Annotated in this window: 12 protein-coding genes; 5 read left to right on the top strand and 7 right to left on the bottom strand. The window is 62.0% G+C overall.

Annotated elements, in window-relative coordinates:
- Positions 1-3: 3 nt before the first annotated feature.
- From rsmA to CXQ93_RS01980, 3 genes are all read right to left on the bottom strand, one after another.
- On the bottom strand, positions 4-882 hold the full coding sequence (gene rsmA / locus CXQ93_RS01990; RefSeq protein WP_104108795.1) for a 16S rRNA (adenine(1518)-N(6)/adenine(1519)-N(6))-dimethyltransferase RsmA: 879 nt from the start codon (positions 880-882) through the stop codon (positions 4-6).
- A gap of 176 nt (positions 883-1,058) precedes the next feature.
- Entirely contained in the window at positions 1,059-2,231 is a 1,173-nt protein-coding gene (locus tag CXQ93_RS01985) for a resuscitation-promoting factor (RefSeq protein WP_104108794.1), read from the bottom strand.
- A gap of 257 nt (positions 2,232-2,488) precedes the next feature.
- Positions 2,489-3,382 (bottom strand): TatD family hydrolase, encoded by an 894-nt coding sequence (locus CXQ93_RS01980; protein WP_104108793.1) that lies wholly within the window; start codon positions 3,380-3,382, stop codon positions 2,489-2,491.
- Positions 3,383-3,556: 174 nt separating this feature from the next.
- Here CXQ93_RS01980 and CXQ93_RS01975 point away from each other — a divergent pair, with 174 nt between their 5' ends.
- The 3 genes from CXQ93_RS01975 to CXQ93_RS01965 are packed head-to-tail and all read left to right on the top strand — an operon-like array spanning position 3,557 to position 8,635.
- The gene (locus CXQ93_RS01975) at positions 3,557-4,645 is read left to right on the top strand and encodes a MoxR family ATPase (protein WP_104108792.1); all 1,089 of its coding nucleotides are present in this window, start codon (positions 3,557-3,559) and stop codon (positions 4,643-4,645) included.
- A 7-nt stretch (positions 4,646-4,652) separates the two neighbouring features.
- The gene (locus CXQ93_RS01970) at positions 4,653-6,059 is read left to right on the top strand and encodes a DUF58 domain-containing protein (protein ID WP_104108791.1); all 1,407 of its coding nucleotides are present in this window, start codon (positions 4,653-4,655) and stop codon (positions 6,057-6,059) included.
- Positions 6,056-8,635 (top strand): DUF3488 and transglutaminase-like domain-containing protein, encoded by a 2,580-nt coding sequence (locus CXQ93_RS01965; protein ID WP_104108790.1) that lies wholly within the window; start codon positions 6,056-6,058, stop codon positions 8,633-8,635. The genes CXQ93_RS01970 and CXQ93_RS01965 overlap by 4 nt, the downstream gene beginning before the upstream one ends.
- 154 nt (positions 8,636-8,789) lie before the next feature.
- On the opposite strand, the gene CXQ93_RS01960 is transcribed toward CXQ93_RS01965, so the two are convergent.
- Both CXQ93_RS01960 and rsmI read right to left on the bottom strand, forming a co-directional pair.
- Complete coding sequence (locus CXQ93_RS01960; protein WP_104108789.1) at positions 8,790-10,286, bottom strand: NAD-dependent succinate-semialdehyde dehydrogenase; 1,497 nt, start codon at positions 10,284-10,286, stop codon at positions 8,790-8,792.
- Positions 10,287-10,632: 346 nt separating this feature from the next.
- Positions 10,633-11,568, bottom strand: coding sequence for a 16S rRNA (cytidine(1402)-2'-O)-methyltransferase (gene rsmI / locus CXQ93_RS01955; protein WP_104108788.1), 936 nt, complete (start codon positions 11,566-11,568; stop codon positions 10,633-10,635).
- A gap of 69 nt (positions 11,569-11,637) precedes the next feature.
- Between rsmI and CXQ93_RS01950 the strand changes: the two genes are divergently transcribed.
- Together CXQ93_RS01950 and CXQ93_RS01945 are read left to right on the top strand one after the other, a co-directional pair.
- Positions 11,638-13,356 (top strand): phospholipid carrier-dependent glycosyltransferase, encoded by a 1,719-nt coding sequence (locus CXQ93_RS01950; RefSeq protein ID WP_104108787.1) that lies wholly within the window; start codon positions 11,638-11,640, stop codon positions 13,354-13,356.
- Positions 13,357-13,429: 73 nt separating this feature from the next.
- Positions 13,430-14,026, top strand: a complete 597-nt coding sequence (locus CXQ93_RS01945) for a low molecular weight phosphatase family protein (protein WP_104108786.1) — start codon at positions 13,430-13,432, stop codon at positions 14,024-14,026.
- On the opposite strand, the gene CXQ93_RS01940 is transcribed toward CXQ93_RS01945, so the two are convergent.
- Both CXQ93_RS01940 and CXQ93_RS01935 read right to left on the bottom strand, forming a co-directional pair.
- Positions 14,023-15,222: a TIGR01906 family membrane protein gene (locus CXQ93_RS01940; protein ID WP_258068527.1), complete on the bottom strand. Its 1,200-nt coding sequence runs from the start codon at positions 15,220-15,222 to the stop codon at positions 14,023-14,025. The two genes, CXQ93_RS01945 and CXQ93_RS01940, sit on opposite strands and share 4 nt — an antisense overlap.
- 65 nt (positions 15,223-15,287) lie before the next feature.
- The gene (locus CXQ93_RS01935) at positions 15,288-16,313 is read right to left on the bottom strand and encodes an SGNH/GDSL hydrolase family protein (protein ID WP_256939710.1); all 1,026 of its coding nucleotides are present in this window, start codon (positions 16,311-16,313) and stop codon (positions 15,288-15,290) included.
- Between the last annotated feature and the right edge of the window lie 38 nt (positions 16,314-16,351).

The raw sequence follows: 16,351 nt of genomic DNA, 5'->3' as shown, positions 1-16,351 counted from the left end.
TCCTTAGGCCGTGATGCCAAGTTTGGCTTCGGCAATGCGGGCATAGGCCGCCACATCAATGACTTCGCCGCGGGCGCTGGGATCCACACCGGCCATGCGCAGGTAGGTCTCGGCCTCGGCAGCGCCACCGGCCCAGCCCGCCAAAGCTGCGCGCAGGGTCTTGCGGCGTTGGGCAAACGCGGCATCAATCACGGCAAAAACCTCTTCCCGTGAGGCACTTGTCACCGGCGGTTCATGGCGGGTGAAAGCCACCAGCCCGGAGGAAATCTTCGGTGCCGGCCAAAACACGTTCATGCCGATGACGCCTGCCTTGCGCATCTTGGAGTACCAAGCGCCCTTGACCGAGGGAACGCCGTACGTCTTGGAGCCAGGTCCGGCAACCATTCGGTCCGCTACCTCATCCTGAACCATGACCAGACCATGCCTGAGCGAGGGGAAGTGTTCCAAGAGGTGCAGCACCACGGGGACGGCCACGTTGTAGGGCAGATTCGCCACCAACGCTGTGGGCTCGCCCGGGAGCTCCATGACTCTCATGGCGTCAGAGAGGACCACATCAAGGTTGGCAGCCTTTTCCGGGCGAAAAGCAGCAACGGTGGAGGGCAGCTTGGCCGCCAGGACGGGGTCGATCTCAACGGCCACCACACGGGCAGCGGCATCGAGCAAACCCAAAGTCAGCGAGCCCAATCCCGGGCCCACCTCCAAAACGGTTTCGCCGGGGTCAACATTGGCTGCTGCCACAATACGGCGGATGGTGTTGCCGTCGATGACAAAGTTTTGTCCCAGCGTTTTAGTGGGACGCACACCGATTTCTTCGGCCAGTCGGCGAATTTCGGTGGCGCCCAGAAGTGGCTGGGTGGCGGGGCTGGGATGCGGGGAGGTCACGAAACCATGGTATCTGCTAAGTCAGCGCGTGTGGCACCGGTAGGGAGGTGGTATGAAGCACGACGCCGGGTGGTGACCTTTGTTGTGAAAGGTCACCACCCGGCGTCGTGTTTGTGCAATAGGTGCAGGAGCGTTGCTAAGAAACCTGCCATAAGTGATGGAGCGTTGCGTGCAGACTATCCTGCCGCGTGGCCGCAACCCCACGGCTGCAGGCCACGCTCGGCGAAGACCTTGTTGGCAATGGCAATCTGCTGGGCCTTGGTGGCCAAGCTGGCGTTGGGCGCGTAGGCGCCGCCACCGTTGCCAAGCCAGGTCTGGATGTCGAACTGCAAGCCACCGTAGTATCCGTTTCCGGTGTTGATGGACCAGTTACCGGTTGCTTCACACTGGGCGATGGCATCCCACATGGCCTCATTGGACATGGCGGGCGCCTTGGCCCCAGTATTGGCTCCTGCGGATGCCGGGGCCGCGGCTGCTTCAACCTTCTTGACGGGGCGCTCTTTGCCACCGATGCTGATCTTTGCTGCAGTTGGTTCGGTGATCACCTTGGCACCGGTCTCGGTGCGGCTTACCTCAACGCCGTCAATGGAAACCGTGCGGAACGTCTTTTCCAGCGTGCCGGCGGCACCCGCAGTGACCGTCTTCTTCTGATCCTTGAAGAGTTCCGGATCAACGCTCTCGTCAGTCTTGAATGGGACGGATTCGGTCTCCGTGGCGGTTCCGGCGTTGTTCACGCGAGTCACCTTGAGAACCATATTCTCCACCACAGCTGCGCTGCCGGGCGTAGAGAGCAGATCCGTCTTGGCCAGAGTCACGCCGGTTTCAGCAAGGAAGCTCTCAACGCTGTGAGCCGTGGTGGTTTTGATCTGCTTCTTACCATCCGTCACGAGAGTGATCTGCTTGGGGGTGATGATGCTCAAGTCGCTGGAATTGGCGATCAGGGAATCGGCCGGCAAGGAAACCTTGGCATTGGCGGCGATGCCCATTTGGCTGATCAAATCACCGATCTTGGAGGATGTGGTGGTGACAGTTTTCTCGGCCCCATCCAGGCTCACCGTAATGTCTTTGGCCGTGTTGACGGTAATAGTTGAACCGCTCTCAACACTGATGTCTAGCGCCGGTGTGATGCTGTCGGCGCTGCTCACGGAAATATCCGCTTGCTCCAGTACATCACCGACATGCTCACCGCGGGCTTGAACTGAGCTGGTCTGTCCATCCACTACCAGGGTGACGGTTTTGGTGGCCGTTATGAACGCCAGAAGCGCTACCACGAGCGCCAGCAAGACTGCGCCCTGGCAGGCAAGCTTCAAATAGCTCAATTTGCCATTGACGGTGAGGAGAGAATTCACGAGTTCCCGTAACTACTAGAGCACCCGGGCACGGAGAAGAACAGAGCAACTACAGCAATTTTAGGCCGCGATATATCGCGGACTGAACTGCCAAAATTGTTCTTGCGAACGGTTGCCGCGGAGCTCTTTCGAACGGTCGCTCCGGCAGCATTTCATCCGTTGGCCTTCCCCGACCACGGCTAATAGTTATTCAGCGTAACCTAATCGTGATCTGCTGGACAAGGTTTAGCGGTGAAAAAGTGAGCGACACGACATCGCTAATCCGTCCAAGATCCATAAACAGACTCCGTATTAGTACGCAACAAGGTACCCATAACACTCAGATCCAGGTCCATCAGCCGAGCCATGCTTCGCACCGTATAGGGCAGCATGTAGCTGGCATTGGGGCGGCCCCTGAAGGGGTGCGGAGTCAAAAATGGCGCGTCAGTTTCCACCATGACCAGTGCCGGATCTGCCACGGCAAGGGCCTCGCGCAAATTGTGGGCGTTCTTGAAGGTCACGGTGCCGGAGAAGGACATGTACCAGCCGTTCTCGTTACAAATCCGTGCCAACTCAGCGTCGCCGGAGAAGCAATGAAAGACCAGCCGCGAGGGCGCCCCAACCTCCTTCAGAATCTTGAGAACATCAACGTGCGCGTCACGGCAGTGAATCTGCAACGCCAGCTCCCGCTGTTTGGCAATGTCTAGGTGCTGGCGGAAGGAATGGTGCTGGGCAGCTACCCCATCCTGGCCCGTCCTGAAGTAATCCAGTCCGGTTTCCCCAATGGCACGGATACGGGGATGGGCCGCCATGTCAGCAATTTCCGCCAGGGCCGCATCCAGGCTGCCGGAGACGGCCAATTCCGGAGCGTCGTTGGGGTGGATGGCGACGGCTCCGAGCAGGCGCGGATCCGCATCGACTGCGGCAACGGTGAAACGTGACGAGGGTAGATCGCAACCAACCTGAACAGCTCCCGCAACTCCCACCGCCTCGGCTGCATCGAGCGCCGCTCCGAGCTCAACAGGTGAATCGCCAAAGTCAAAGTGCGTGTGATTGTCATACACGGGCACGGGCAGCGGTTCCGGTGCTGCGGCGAAAGCGCCCGGGCGGGTGTCTTCGCTGTCCTGGAGCTCTTCAGGGCGGTACGGGCGAGGAACATCATTAGTGCACATGGTCTTCTACTTTACCGTTCGCTTCCTCTCCCCTTCTTTTGCGGGATCGTCCGCTTCTTTTGCGTGTGCGAAGGCGCCAATTTGCGGCCAAGCTAGTAGCGTAGGTCACAGGACTCTGGTTTTAGGAGAGGTCCTGTGAGCAGATGGCAATGAAATCGACCCGAAAGGTGAGGCATGGGCCCGCAGGAGACATTGCTAGCAGACACCGCAGCAGTTGGGAACACCGCGGCTGAGGCTGGATTGCAGGCTGCGCCACGAGATGCGCCGGCACCTGCGCAAGCCATGGAGGCGGCACTATTTGATGCCTTGAGCGAGCGAATCATGGCCGTCATTAACACTGTCATCGATGGCAAAGAGGAACAGGTTCGGCTGGCACTGACGGTACTGCTGGCCGGTGGCCATTTGCTCCTGGAGGATGTACCCGGGGTTGGCAAGACACTGCTGGCGAAGTCGCTGGCCCGCACCGTGCACTGCACTGTGAACCGGATCCAGTTCACCCCGGATCTGCTGCCGAGTGACATCACTGGCGTCTCCATCTTCAATCAGTCCACCCAGGCCTTCGAATTCCGCCCCGGAGCCATTTTCGCCAACATTGTTATTGGTGATGAGATCAACCGGGCATCGGCGAAGACACAGTCGGCCCTGCTCGAATCCATGGCCGAACACCAGGTGAGCGTGGATGGGCGGACTTATAGTTTGGCCGCCCCGTTCATGGTTATTGCCACCCAAAACCCCATTGAAATGGAAGGGACGTATCCGCTCCCTGAGGCCCAGCGCGACCGCTTCATGGCCCGAATCTCGTTGGGCTATCCAGACACCGACGCCGAACTCTCCATGCTGGAAACTCACCAGTCGGTGAACCCACTGGATAGTGTGAGCAGTGTGGCCACCGCCGACCAGGTCAACGCCATGATCGCCACCGTTGCCGCCATTCACGTTGCCCCAGCCGTGCGCGCCTACACCGTGGCTTTGGGCCAAGCCACCCGAACGAACCCTGACTTGCTCTTGGGGGCCAGTCCGCGAGCGCTGCTCCAGCTGTTGCGTGCCGCGAAAGCTGCTGCTGCTCTGGCTGGCCGCGGCTTTGTCTTACCCGATGACATTCGTGAGCTGGCAGTGCCAGTTTTGGCTCACCGATTGCTGGTGGAGCGTGGAGCGGCCACACGTGGCGCCACGGCGGCCAGTGTCATCGCTGAGCTGCTGGCCACGGTGCCGGTTCCCGGCCAACCAGACGGGCGCGCCGTGAAGGACGCCCGGTTCCGGTAAGGCCCCGATGCTGTCCTTGAGACCGTTCATGCTCCGTGGCTGGCTGCTCTTGGCATCGGGAGCTCTGGCCCTTTTGCTGGCGATTACGTTGGGCCGCCGCGATCTCCTAATGCTGGCCATCTTTTGCTTAGCGCTACCCGGAGCTGCCTGCGCCGGGCTGTTGTGGTTCAAGCCGGGATTTGCCGTAAAGCGCCGGATCTCCCCCGGTCTGGCACGGGCCGGCAGCGCCGTTTCGGTGGTCCTGGAGGTACGCGGCCAAGCCCCCGGCGGCGCCCGGGCCCGGCTCACGGATGAACTACCCGACAGTTTCTACGCTGCCCCGTCCTTTAGTTTTCCCAACCCAGTAGTGCCGCGCGGCCCCGTGAGCCGCTACCACTATGAGGTGGTCCCACCCCGTCGCGGTGTATACCCGGTGGGTCCGCTGCGGGCAGAATTTTCCGATCCGTTCGGCGTCGCTTTTCTCAAGCGCACCTTGGGCGACGGCGGCCAGCTCACCGTGGCCCCGGCCGCCGTCGAACTTGCATCGATTTCGCTCTCCGACGGAAGAGGTCAAGACGGCTCACGAACCACCAAGGAGTTGGCCCACGCCAGCCACGACGACGCCATGACCCGTGAATACCGCTCTGGGGACCCCCTGCGTCGGGTCCATTGGCCCGTCACTGCCCGGCATGGAAAGCTCATGGTCCGCGCGGAAGAGTCCGTCACTGCACCCGAGGCCGCTGTGGTGCTAGACCGCCGTCACCACGCCTTTGGCGATTCCCACCGTCTCAATCAGCGTCTTGTGCCGAATCGTGGTGCAGGGCTCGGTGGTGCAGGGCTCGGTGGCGCAGGGCTCGGCAGGTCCACGAGCTTTGGGTTGTTGACGACCCCGACTTTCGAGAAGGCCGTCAGCGCGGTGGCGTCCATTACCGCCCACTTGTTGGAGCGTGGCTATTCACTACGCGTGCTGGATCACGGAGGCAACCCAGGGTTCGAATCGTCAGCCTCTGCGATCGCCCCTGCCGTGGAGGACTTCAGCGGAAGCCAGGGTACCTTTGACGTCGCCGCAGCGTTGGCGGCCTTGGAATTGGAAGCGGACGGGGGCTCAGTCCTTGGAACACAAGCTTCTGAAAGCGACAGCGCGCCCTTCGGCAACGCACTTGCGTACAAGCTCCACCATGGGCGGCGTCGCGGACCCTTGGTGGCCGTCACCGGGCTGCTCGATGACGCCGACGCCCATCGGCTGGCGAGCATCGCAGAATCAACTCAGAGCGCTTACGCTTTAGTGCTCTGCCAAGACATCAGTGAGGTTGCCAGCGCTTTGGAAACCCTGCGCAGGGCGGGGTGGCACGCCGCAGCCCTCACACCATCGGTTCCCCTTGAGCTGGTCTGGTTACAGCTAGACCGGAGCGCTTCTTTGGGGCTGGCACCATGACGTTACAGCAGGACGGCGGCACACCTGAGAAACACCCGTACCGAAAGGCGCCTTATCAAGGACCACCGGCCCAGGCCCAGCCCGGCCAAAGCAAGCCGGCCCAGAAAAACTCTGGTCAGGGAAGCGGCGTCGGCTGGCCACGGCGGACATCTCCGCGAACCCGCTTCGGTGCGCCACGCACCGGCCCGGCCCGCTGGATCCTGGCGCTAGCAATTTTCGCTGCCGTCATGGGTTCCTCGCTGGCCCTGAAAGGTGTACTAGTCAACTACGCTTGGTTCCCGCGTGCATCGGTTGTGGTGGCTGCAACATTGTTGCTACCTGTGCTGTTGCGCCGGTACCCGGGGCTGAGCTCCTTCGCCCCGCTGGGAGCCCTGGCCGGCTGGCTGCTGAGCCTGACAATGGTATTTTTCCCAACGAGTGCCGTGCTCGGGTTCATTCCCACGATGAAGACGCTCAGGGCCGCCCAGCTCCTGGCCACCGAGGCCTCAGAAGTCATCATGGGCAATTTGGCTCCCGCCCCTGCCGTGCTGCCCATGGTCTTCCTTGTGAGTGCCGGCTTGGGTTTCACGGCACTGCTGATTGACACCCTGGCCATTACGGTCTCGATGCCAGCAGCTAGTTCACTGGGGCTCATTTTAGTCATGTTGCCCTCCGCGCTAATGACGGAAACCGGTCTTGGCACCATGGCTTTCGTGGGTGCCGGCGCTGGATTCCTACTGATCATGGGCTGCTGCCGCTGGTACGCTCCAGAGGGGAAAATTCGAACAGACTCCAGCTACCTCCCCAGCGGTACGCTGACGCGGGCCGTCGCCTTGGGTGCAGCCGTGGTGCTGGTGATGGCGCTGGTGCCAGCGGTGCTGCCTGGATTCAACCAGGGCGCCTTCCCTCAAGGCACCCGGCTGAACCCACAAAACGGAAACGTAGGCCTAGACCCCATGATCTCCCTCGGCGAGAACCTGCGGCAACAATCAGGCCAAGTGCACCTCACTTATCTGAGCAACACCAATTCCGGCCAGTACATCCGACTCAACACGCTGGAAGACTTCACGGGAAAATCGTGGCGGCCCTCTCCGCTACCTCTGGGGCTCCAACCCGGTCTGGCAAGCGTTGCACCGGCGCACGATGCCAATCCAGGCATCCCTCGCACGGAAACGCTCACTGTCATCGCCCCCGAAGGCCTGCGCAGTGAGTGGCTACCGGCACCAGCTGGCACAGTGAGCGTCACGGAATTGGGCGGGAACTGGCGGTGGAACCCGGCCACCGCAACCATCAAGGGTGCAGGGTCCACCACGGCAGACCAGAAGAGCTACGTGGTCCGCAGCGAGGTTCCGGAACTGACCGCGGCCCGGCTGGGCTTAGCCACAGGGAAGCCGTCCGCCTCATTGGAAAAGGTCTTCACCACGCTCCCGGACGATGTGCCGAAAATTGTCAAAGACACCGCCAAAAGTGTGGCCGGATCAGCGGCTACACCGTTTGCCGAAGCTCTGGCACTGCAAAATTATCTACGCTCGGATGCCTTCACCTACAGTCTGGACACACCCGCCGAGGACGGATACGACGGCTCCGGCATGGAGGTCCTCGCGGCTTTCTTGAAGGCCAAGAGCGGCTACTGCGTGCACTTTTCCGCCGCGATGGCTGTCATGGCAAGGGAGCTGGGTATCCCCTCTCGCATTGCCGTGGGCTATGCGCCAGGGGCTGTCACCACTGATGTTGCCGAACGCGACGGTGTCAGCCTGTTTGGTTACCGAGCCACCGGCCGTGACGCGCATGCCTGGCCGGAGTTGTATTTTGAGGGCCTCGGCTGGGTTCCCTTCGAGCCCACTCCCTCGCGCGGCAGTGTCCCCGAGTACGAGCAGGAAACCGACAGCTCGGTCCCCTTGGCCAGCGCCGCGCCCGCTCCCAGCTCCACGGCAACGCTCACGGCGACAGCCACGGAGTCCGCCACAACAGCCGTTGCGGCTCCCGGAAATGCAGGACAATCGGTGAATTGGCGCCACTGGTTGCTGGGCACCGGTGCCGGAATCCTGGTGGTCTTGCTGCTGATGGCTCCGGGTTGGGCTAGAAATAATGTCCGACGGCGGCGCCTAGCCCGGGTGCGTACCCCCGCCACTGCCCGCGTTTCCGGCCCGGGCGGCGCGGGAGACACGGCTGGCACTATCAGCTCCGGCGTTCCGCCGGCCGTTCTGGCCTGGCGCGAACTCATGGACACGGCCACCGACTATGGCTATGCCCCTGATCCGGCACGCACCCCGGCACTCCATGCCGAACGCATCGCCACCATGCTCGGGCCCACGGCTCCTGCCGCTGTGGGATTGCTGCGGCGAGCTTATGAGGAGGATGTTTACGGCGCTGGGGCCAGCCGTGCTGGGGGTACTCAGTCTGTGGACACCACTTCTGGTGCCACCGCGTCTGGGAGCACGCTGTCTGCGGAGACTGCGCCTGGTGCGCAGAGTCCTGCCGGACGCGACGATCTGGCAGACGCGGTGGAAATTGTTGCCGCCCGTCTGCAGACTCGAGCCACACCGTGGCGACGGTTGCGCGCACGGTGGCTGCCGGCGTCGCTCTTCCACCGTTAGACTTCCCCCCGAAACGCCGCACCACTTTACGGCGTTTAAACCGTTACGCTCCCTCACTTTGTGGCACAGAGTGAGGGAGCGTAACGGATTAAACCCCCGGAAGTGATGCGGCGTTGCCGAAAAACCGCCGGAAAGTGGTGCCGGGTCTGCGGAACTAGACGTTGTTGGGGTTCGGGAAGCCGATGTACTGCACGTACTGGTACTCCTCGATGCCCTCAACGCTGCCCTCACGGCCCAGTCCGGACTGTTTGACGCCGCCGAACGGTGCGGCCGCGTTAGAGATGACGCCGGCATTCAGGCCAATCATGCCGGTTTCGATCCGGTTGGCCATGCGCAGGCCGCGGTTGTGGTCCTTCGTAAAGACGTAGGTGGCCAGGCCGTACTCGGAATCGTTGGCTAGGGCCACGGCCTCGTCCTCGTTCTTGAACGTGACGATCGGGGCTACGGGTCCGAAGATTTCCTGGGTGAGGATGCGTGCGCCGGGCTCCACGCCTTGCAGCACCGTGGGCTGGTAGAAGTAGCCGGAACCGTCCACGGGTGCGCCGCCGGTGACGATGGTGGCGCCGTCGGCCAGCGCGTCGGTCACGAGCGAGTGGACGTTGTCGCGGCTCTTGGCATCGATCAGCGGGCCCACCTGGGTGGCAGGGTCGGTGCCTCGGCCGGTTGTCAAAGCGCCCATCCGGGCCGCAAACTTCGCAGCGAACTCGTCGGCCACAGACTCGTGCACGAGGAAGCGGTTCGCCGCGGTGCAGGCCTCGCCCATGTTGCGCATTTTGGCGGCCATGGCACCCTCAACGGCGGCGTCCAGGTCAGCGTCCTCAAAGACCAGGAACGGGGCGTTGCCGCCGAGTTCCATCGAGGTCCGCAGCACGTTGGTGGACGCGTCGGCCAGCAGTCGGCGGCCCACGGGGGTGGATCCGGTGAAGGACAGCTTGCGCAGGCGCGGGTCTTGGATGAGCGGCCCGGTCACGGCACCGGCGGTGGAGGTGGAGACGACGTTCAGGACCCCGGCGGGCAGGCCGGCGTCGAGCATGATCTGCGCGAAAAGCTGGCTGGTGAGCGGGGTCAGGTTGGCGGGCTTGAGCACCATGGTGCAGCCGGCGGCGACGGCGGGGGCGATCTTGCGCGTGGCCATGGCCAGCGGGAAGTTCCACGGCGTGATGAGCAGGCATGGACCCACGGGCTTCTTCTGCACCATGATCTGCTGGGTGCCCTCGGGGTTGCCCGAGTAGCGGCCGTAGGAGCGGACGGCTTCCTCGGAGAACCAGCGCAGGAATTCGGCGCCGTACTTGACCTCGCCCATGGCCTCGCCCAGCGGCTTGCCCATTTCAAGAGTCATGAGCAGAGCAAAGTCCTCGGCGCGGGCCGTGACCATCTCGAAAGCGCGGCGCAGGATCTCGGAGCGGACGCGCGGGGCGGTGGCGGCCCAGTCCTCCTGTGCGGCGACCGCGGCATCTAGGGCCGCGGCACCGTCCTCGGGGCCGGCGTCGGCCAGCATCAGCAGAACCGCGCCGGTGGCCGGATCCTCCACGTCGAAGGTCTTCCCCGAGGCTGCACTGCGCCATCGACCATTGATCAGCAGTCCAGTGGGAACGCTGGCCAGCAAAGCACGTTCGCGTTCGGTGAGTTCGGTGGCAGCTGTCACGGTCATGATGACTCCTTAGTTGCTTGGACGACGTTATCGAAGGCCGATTTATCGTGTGCATTTGCATGACCGCCGACGCGCGGCCGTGCCGGATGTGCTCCGGCTCGACGCAGGCTGCGCAGCGGTTCACTGTGCTTTAGTTCACGGTAGTTCTCAGCCGATAAAAGTGTCTACGCATCTACGCACTACCAGCAGCGAATTCGCTGTGCATTTGTCCAACGGAAGGTCACGGCAGTGTTCGGAGCTTTGAAATTATGCGGTGAACCCACAGTGAGTTCCGCGCATAGGTAACCATGCGCGGAACTGAGCACGGGTTCAGCGCATAAGTTTCGAATCTAGCCCCAGGTATCTGTTACCCGCGTGCTGCCAGCACAGCGCTGTACAGCTCACGCTTGCTGAAGTGCACATCATGGGAAATCACGGCGACAGCTTCCTTCATCCGCATCCCCTGGCCCATCAGCTCGTTGACAGCCGCCACGTGGTCCTCGACAGTTCCTGCGTCACCGGCCGGAGCTCCACTGACAACAATGGCAATTTCACCGCGAATCTGGTTTTCCTCGGCCCATTCCAGCAGCCCGGACAACGGCCTGCGGATCACTTCTTCGTACGTCTTGGTGAGCTCGCGGCAGACAGCCCCCTGACGGGACGGCCCAAAAGCTGTGTGCAGCGCGCGCAGCATGGCTTCTAGCCGGTGCGGCGCCTCAAAGAACACCATGGTGCGCTTTTCCACGGCTAGATCGTGCAATCGCGAGGCCCGCTCCCCCGACTTACGCGGCAGGAATCCTTCAAAGCAGAAGCGATCCGTGGGCAGCCCGGACAGTGCCAGGGCTGTCAGGACCGCGGAGGGGCCAGGTGCTGCTGTGACTTTCACACCGGCTTCAACGGCGGCAGCCACCAGCCGGAACCCGGGATCGGAAACGGAGGGCATGCCGGCATCGGTGACCATCAACAGGGTCTTGCCGCTCTGAACTTGGGTCAGCAGCTCGGCGGTCTTCACGGCCTCATTATGCTCGTGGTAGCTAATAATCTGGCCGCCCACCTTCACACCCAAACTGGTGACGAGCCGGTGCAGGCGGCGGGTATCCTCGGCAGCAACAATGTCCGCCGTGCCCAACCAGGCAATGAGCCGGGCCGAGGCATCGCCCATGTTGCCGATGGGGGTTGCCGCTAAAACAATGTAGCCCTCTCCGGGCTTGGCCGGCGGGGCAAGGCTGGAGTCGAGGGCTTCTTCGGCCACGTCCGAGTCGTTGTCGGCGGGTGCGGGATCTGTGCCAAAGTCATCTTCCATATCTCCAGCGTAGTGCTCCGCGGCTTCAGGGCACAGTTGGGTAGCATTGACCCCGTGCAACCCCACGTTATGGATACCGCTGCGGCGGCCCCGGATCCCACCGCTGCCACTGAACCGCGGGCGGAGGGCAGCGGCTCGCCGGGCCCCTCCCACGCGGCCAGGCCCAGCGTTCCGGCACGTCGTTGGCTGCTCGATCCGGCCGAGGCTTTCACCGGCACAGCCCTGCGTGCCCGACTCCTGGGGAGCCGGTATTCCATGGCCACCACGCCCGTGAGCTTGCGCGTCTGGTTTTGGATGGCCCCGATCCTGACGGCCTTGGTTGGCGGACTCCTGCGCTTCCTGCGACTGGGCCAGCCGCCGTCGTTGGTCTTCGACGAGACTTACTACATCAAGGACGCCTACAGCTATTTGCAAAGCGGCTACGAGCGCAACTGGGCGGAGAAGGCCAACGACCTCTTCAACCAAGGCATCTTTACCGGCCTGGAACAAACGCCCGAATACGTGGTGCATCCGCCCGTGGGCAAGTGGATGATCGCCTTCGGCATGTGGATTTTTGGCCCGGAAAGCACCTTCGGCTGGCGGTTCACGGCAGCGCTCGTTGGCACGCTGTCCATTTTCATCCTGGCCCTAATCGCCCAGAAAATGTTCCGCTCCACCATCCTGGGCGCTGTGGCCGGCCTGCTCTTCGCCGTGGACGGGCACGCCATTGTCCAGTCCCGCACCTCACTGCTGGACATCTTTGTTATGTTCTTTGCCCTGGCCGCCTTTGGTGCCCTCATCATGGACCGCGATGATGGACGACGGCGGCTGGCAGCAAAGCTATCGGCCCTCGCCGGCCCGGATGGTCGGATCCCGTCCAAAGCCCTGCTGTACGGCCCGTGGCTGGGGATCCGTTGGTGGCGGATCGCTGCCGGCGTGGCCCTAGGACTGTGCATTGGCACCAAGTGGTCAGGCCTGTTCTTCCTGGCCGCCTTTGGGTTGATGAGTGTGGTGTGGGACATGAACGCCCGCCGCATTGCCGGCATCAAGTACTGGGTGCTGGGCGCTGTCTGGAAAGACGGCATCGTTGCGTTTGTCTCCATGGTGCCCGTCGCCGCCGCCACCTACTTGGCCAGCTGGACCGGCTGGTTCCGCTCCACAGACGCCTACGACAGGCATTGGGCGCAAGAGAACCCGTCCACCACGTGGGGCTGGGTCCCGGATTCCCTGCGCTCCCTGTGGCACTACCATTACACCGCCTACAACTTCCATACTGGGTTGGCCTCAGACCACCCCTACAAAGCCAATGCCTGGTCATGGCTGGTCATGGGCCGCCCCACCTCTTTCTACGTCAAGAACTATGAAAACGGCGACGGCGGATGCGCGGTGGAAAAGTGCACGGCCGCCATCACCAGCGTTGGCAATCCGCTCATCTGGTGGGCAGGAACATTGGCCCTCCTGTTCCTCATCGGCGTCTGGATCACCAAGCGCGACTGGCGTGCAGGGGCCATCCTGGTCGGATTCGCTGCTGGATTCCTGCCCTGGATCTTCTACCCGATGCGCACCATTTTCTTCTTCTACGCCATCGCCTACGAACCGTTCATGATCCTGGCCATTGTGCTGGTCTTGGGCATGATCTTAGGCAAAATTGGCGATCCCCCGTGGCGGCGAGCCCAAGGTGCCATCATCGTTGGAATCTTTCTGGTCCTGACAGTTGCCATCAGCGCCTTCTTCTATCCGATCTGGGCAGCGGAGATCATCCCGCAGGAATATTGGCGCCAACATATGTGGCTCCCGAGCTGGATCTAGGACACGGAAGTGCACTTGGGCTGCGAATGAATTGTGACGCTTTGATCATGACCAAGACCGCTAGGATCGAGTTATGATTCGATTGTTGACTGTATGCACAGGAAATATCTGCCGGTCCCCTTTTGCTGAGCGAATGCTGCAAACGGAGCTGGAAAGCCTGCACCCCGGCCTTTTCCAAGTGCGCAGTGCTGGTACGGGAGCTTTAGTGGGCAACGGCATGGAGGATCAGTCCGCTGCCCTGCTGGCTTCCTTTGGCGGATCAAGTGAGGGGTTCGCTTCGCGCCAACTGGTCCCAGCGCTACTCGCAGATACTGATCTTGTCCTAGCCATGACAGTGGCCCACCGCGGTGCCGTGGTTCAGATGAGCCCTCGCCTGTTGAAGCGAAGCTACACCTTGGTTGAACTCGGCCGAATTTTGCGAACTATCAGGCGCTCAGGCACCGATAGGGTAAAAACCGGAAACTCACCGGAGCAGGTCCGGCAACGGTGGCAGCAACTTCCCGTTCTGGCCGCCGAATTTCGCAGCCAATCGAAACCGTCAACCGCAGGTGACGATGTTGTTGACCCTTATCGACGGAGCAGTCTAACCCACCAGCAGATGGTTGAAGAGATTTTGCCGGCAATGGAAGAGATCCTTGCCTTTGAGCGTTGGTACGGCAACCAAGGCTAGCCCGTGGTGCGCCTACCCGGACGCATCGCGGCAGATACAGCCACGCGCCGATCTTTAGTGGGCCAGGTGAATGCCAGGGTCAAGGACGAGACCACGAAGACGAACGCGCCTATGAAGATGCCCGAATCCATCCAGAACTGACTCGGGAAGAGCCGGATGAGGGTGTCGTCGGTGTAGAAGGTCCACGTTCCGTTGGCGAAGAAGATCTTATGGAACTCGGTGAAGAACGCTTCCCAACCGGTGACAGCGAAGATGCCCAGGCCAATAATGAGCGCCAAAGTGACAATAGAGCCGGCGAACAAAGCGCGGCGATTGCCACCAAAGCTGCGACGCGAAAGGTAGACCATGCCGATGACCATGATGATCGCCAGCACTAGCGCAGTCAGGAACGCCATGACGATGACTGTCTTGACATCGGCCATGTGAGCTACTTCTCGGCTCAGGAACAACGGATTGCCCACCGAATTGACCAAGTCACCCAAGTACCGTGGCGAGGCAAAGTTAAGCAGGTAGTCAACCGTGTAGGAGCCGTACGTAATACGATCGTCTGTGGTGAATCCAAAGCTGTCAGAGGGGAACCCCGGACGGTGGTATTCAATCCACAGGAAGGTTGAAGTGGTGACCAGTCTGATGGCCAACACCAACAGCACGATCGGGTAGAACACGGCAATCAACACCTGGAACACGCGCGGCAGTACCGGCTTGGTGTTCGCTGCCTTGTCTCTGGCCGCCTTGCGCTTGGCCAGCTCCTCGACAGAGGGGCGCAAGGCTGCGCTGTCCTCAGCAGACTCCGCAGCTACGGCGGTGTCGGCTGGCTCAGCAGCGTTCGCTGTGCCGGTTTTTCCCGCGTCTTTTCCCGTTTCAGCATCTGAAACGCTCTTGGCCAGCGCCGAGGCAATTTCCTCATCACTGGGGAGCCGAGGCATCCTCGAGGCCGGACGCATGGGTTCCGGATGAGCCGTTTCCTCGAGTTTGATCTTGGAGACGGAACTCTCGGCAACGGGTGCCGCCGCCCGCCGAGCACGGGCTTTTTCGGCCGCGGCAGCGTCGGCGCCAGCAGCGGCAGCGTCGGCGCCAGCAGCGGCCTCGGACTGTACGCGCGCCAGAAGGCCGTGCTGTGCCGGACCCGAGGGCGCCGGCTCGTTGGCAGGCGAATCGAGGGTCTCTGAGTCTTGGGGCTTTGAATTCTCGCTCACAAGTCGAAACGATACCGGCACGCGGCCACGCCCGGCGGCTGCCACCCCGTGATGATGCCAAACTGTCATCCAGGATTGGCCTGTGGGTCATTTTCTGCTCCAGGCAAGGGCGGCACGGGATTCCCAAAGATTCTAACCGGGGTAGTCACCGGAACAGCGCGGAGTGGCGCCGGAATAGGACGCTTGGCGCCAAAGCCTCCGTTTGACGACTCATGACGGATAGCCCTCAACACAAACGGCACGAGATAATCCCGGGCCCACAGGATCTCACCTGCCCTTGCCTCGCGCCAGCTCTGCGCCGGGAGTGGTTTCGGAGTCAGTGGCACCAATGAATGTGGCACGTTAAGGGTGTTCAGCACCATGGCGGCCACCTCATGGTGGCCCATGGCCGAGGGGTGCAACCTGTCCACGCTCCACATGCGCGAATCGTGCAGTTGAGTCATGGCCCACAGATCCGCGATCAGCGCGTCGTGGTGTTCGGCGATGCTGCGCATATTTTCATTGAAGATGGCAATCTTGGTCCGGAACTGACCCATCACGGTGGATCTGCCCGCGTCGGGGCCGGCAAAAATCACCACCGTCACCCCTTGCGAGCGAAGGCGGACCACGGCAGCCTCCAGCAACGCCGCCAGTTTGTCCGGGTCTGCCCCGGGATGCAGCAAGTTGTTTCCGCCGGCCTGGATGGAGACCAGATCCGGGTTAAGAGCAAGTGCTGGAGTTATCTGGGTGCCCACTACCTGCTGCAGCAGTTGCCCCCTGACGGCTAAGTTGGCATAGGCAAAATCCGGGACTCCGTTACTCAGCTCTTCCGCCACCCTATCCGCCCAGCCCCGGTATCTGCCTGGGCTGCGTGGCTCCGGATCATCCAGGCCTTCCGTAAAGGAATCCCCCACCGCAACAAATCGGTGCCAGGGGTGAGCTGGAGCCGGAAGAGCCGGAGGTGGCTGACTGTTGGCAGCCACGGGAGCAATGTTTGGGTCCTGCGCTACCCCGGGGCGTAACGGATCTACCCCAGGGTGCGCTAGATCTACGCCAAGGGGCACAGGAGGTCTCTGACCGTCCATGTCCCGTGGTGCAGCTTCAAGTCCCATGACCCCATACTGCACCCCAGAGCGGAAACTTGTAAGTG

The organism is Arthrobacter sp. N199823 (genome assembly GCF_002929705.1).
Taxonomy (GTDB): domain Bacteria; phylum Actinomycetota; class Actinomycetes; order Actinomycetales; family Micrococcaceae; genus Specibacter.
Note: the sequence above shows the minus strand (reverse complement) of the source record. Positions and strands in the feature narration are given on the sequence as shown.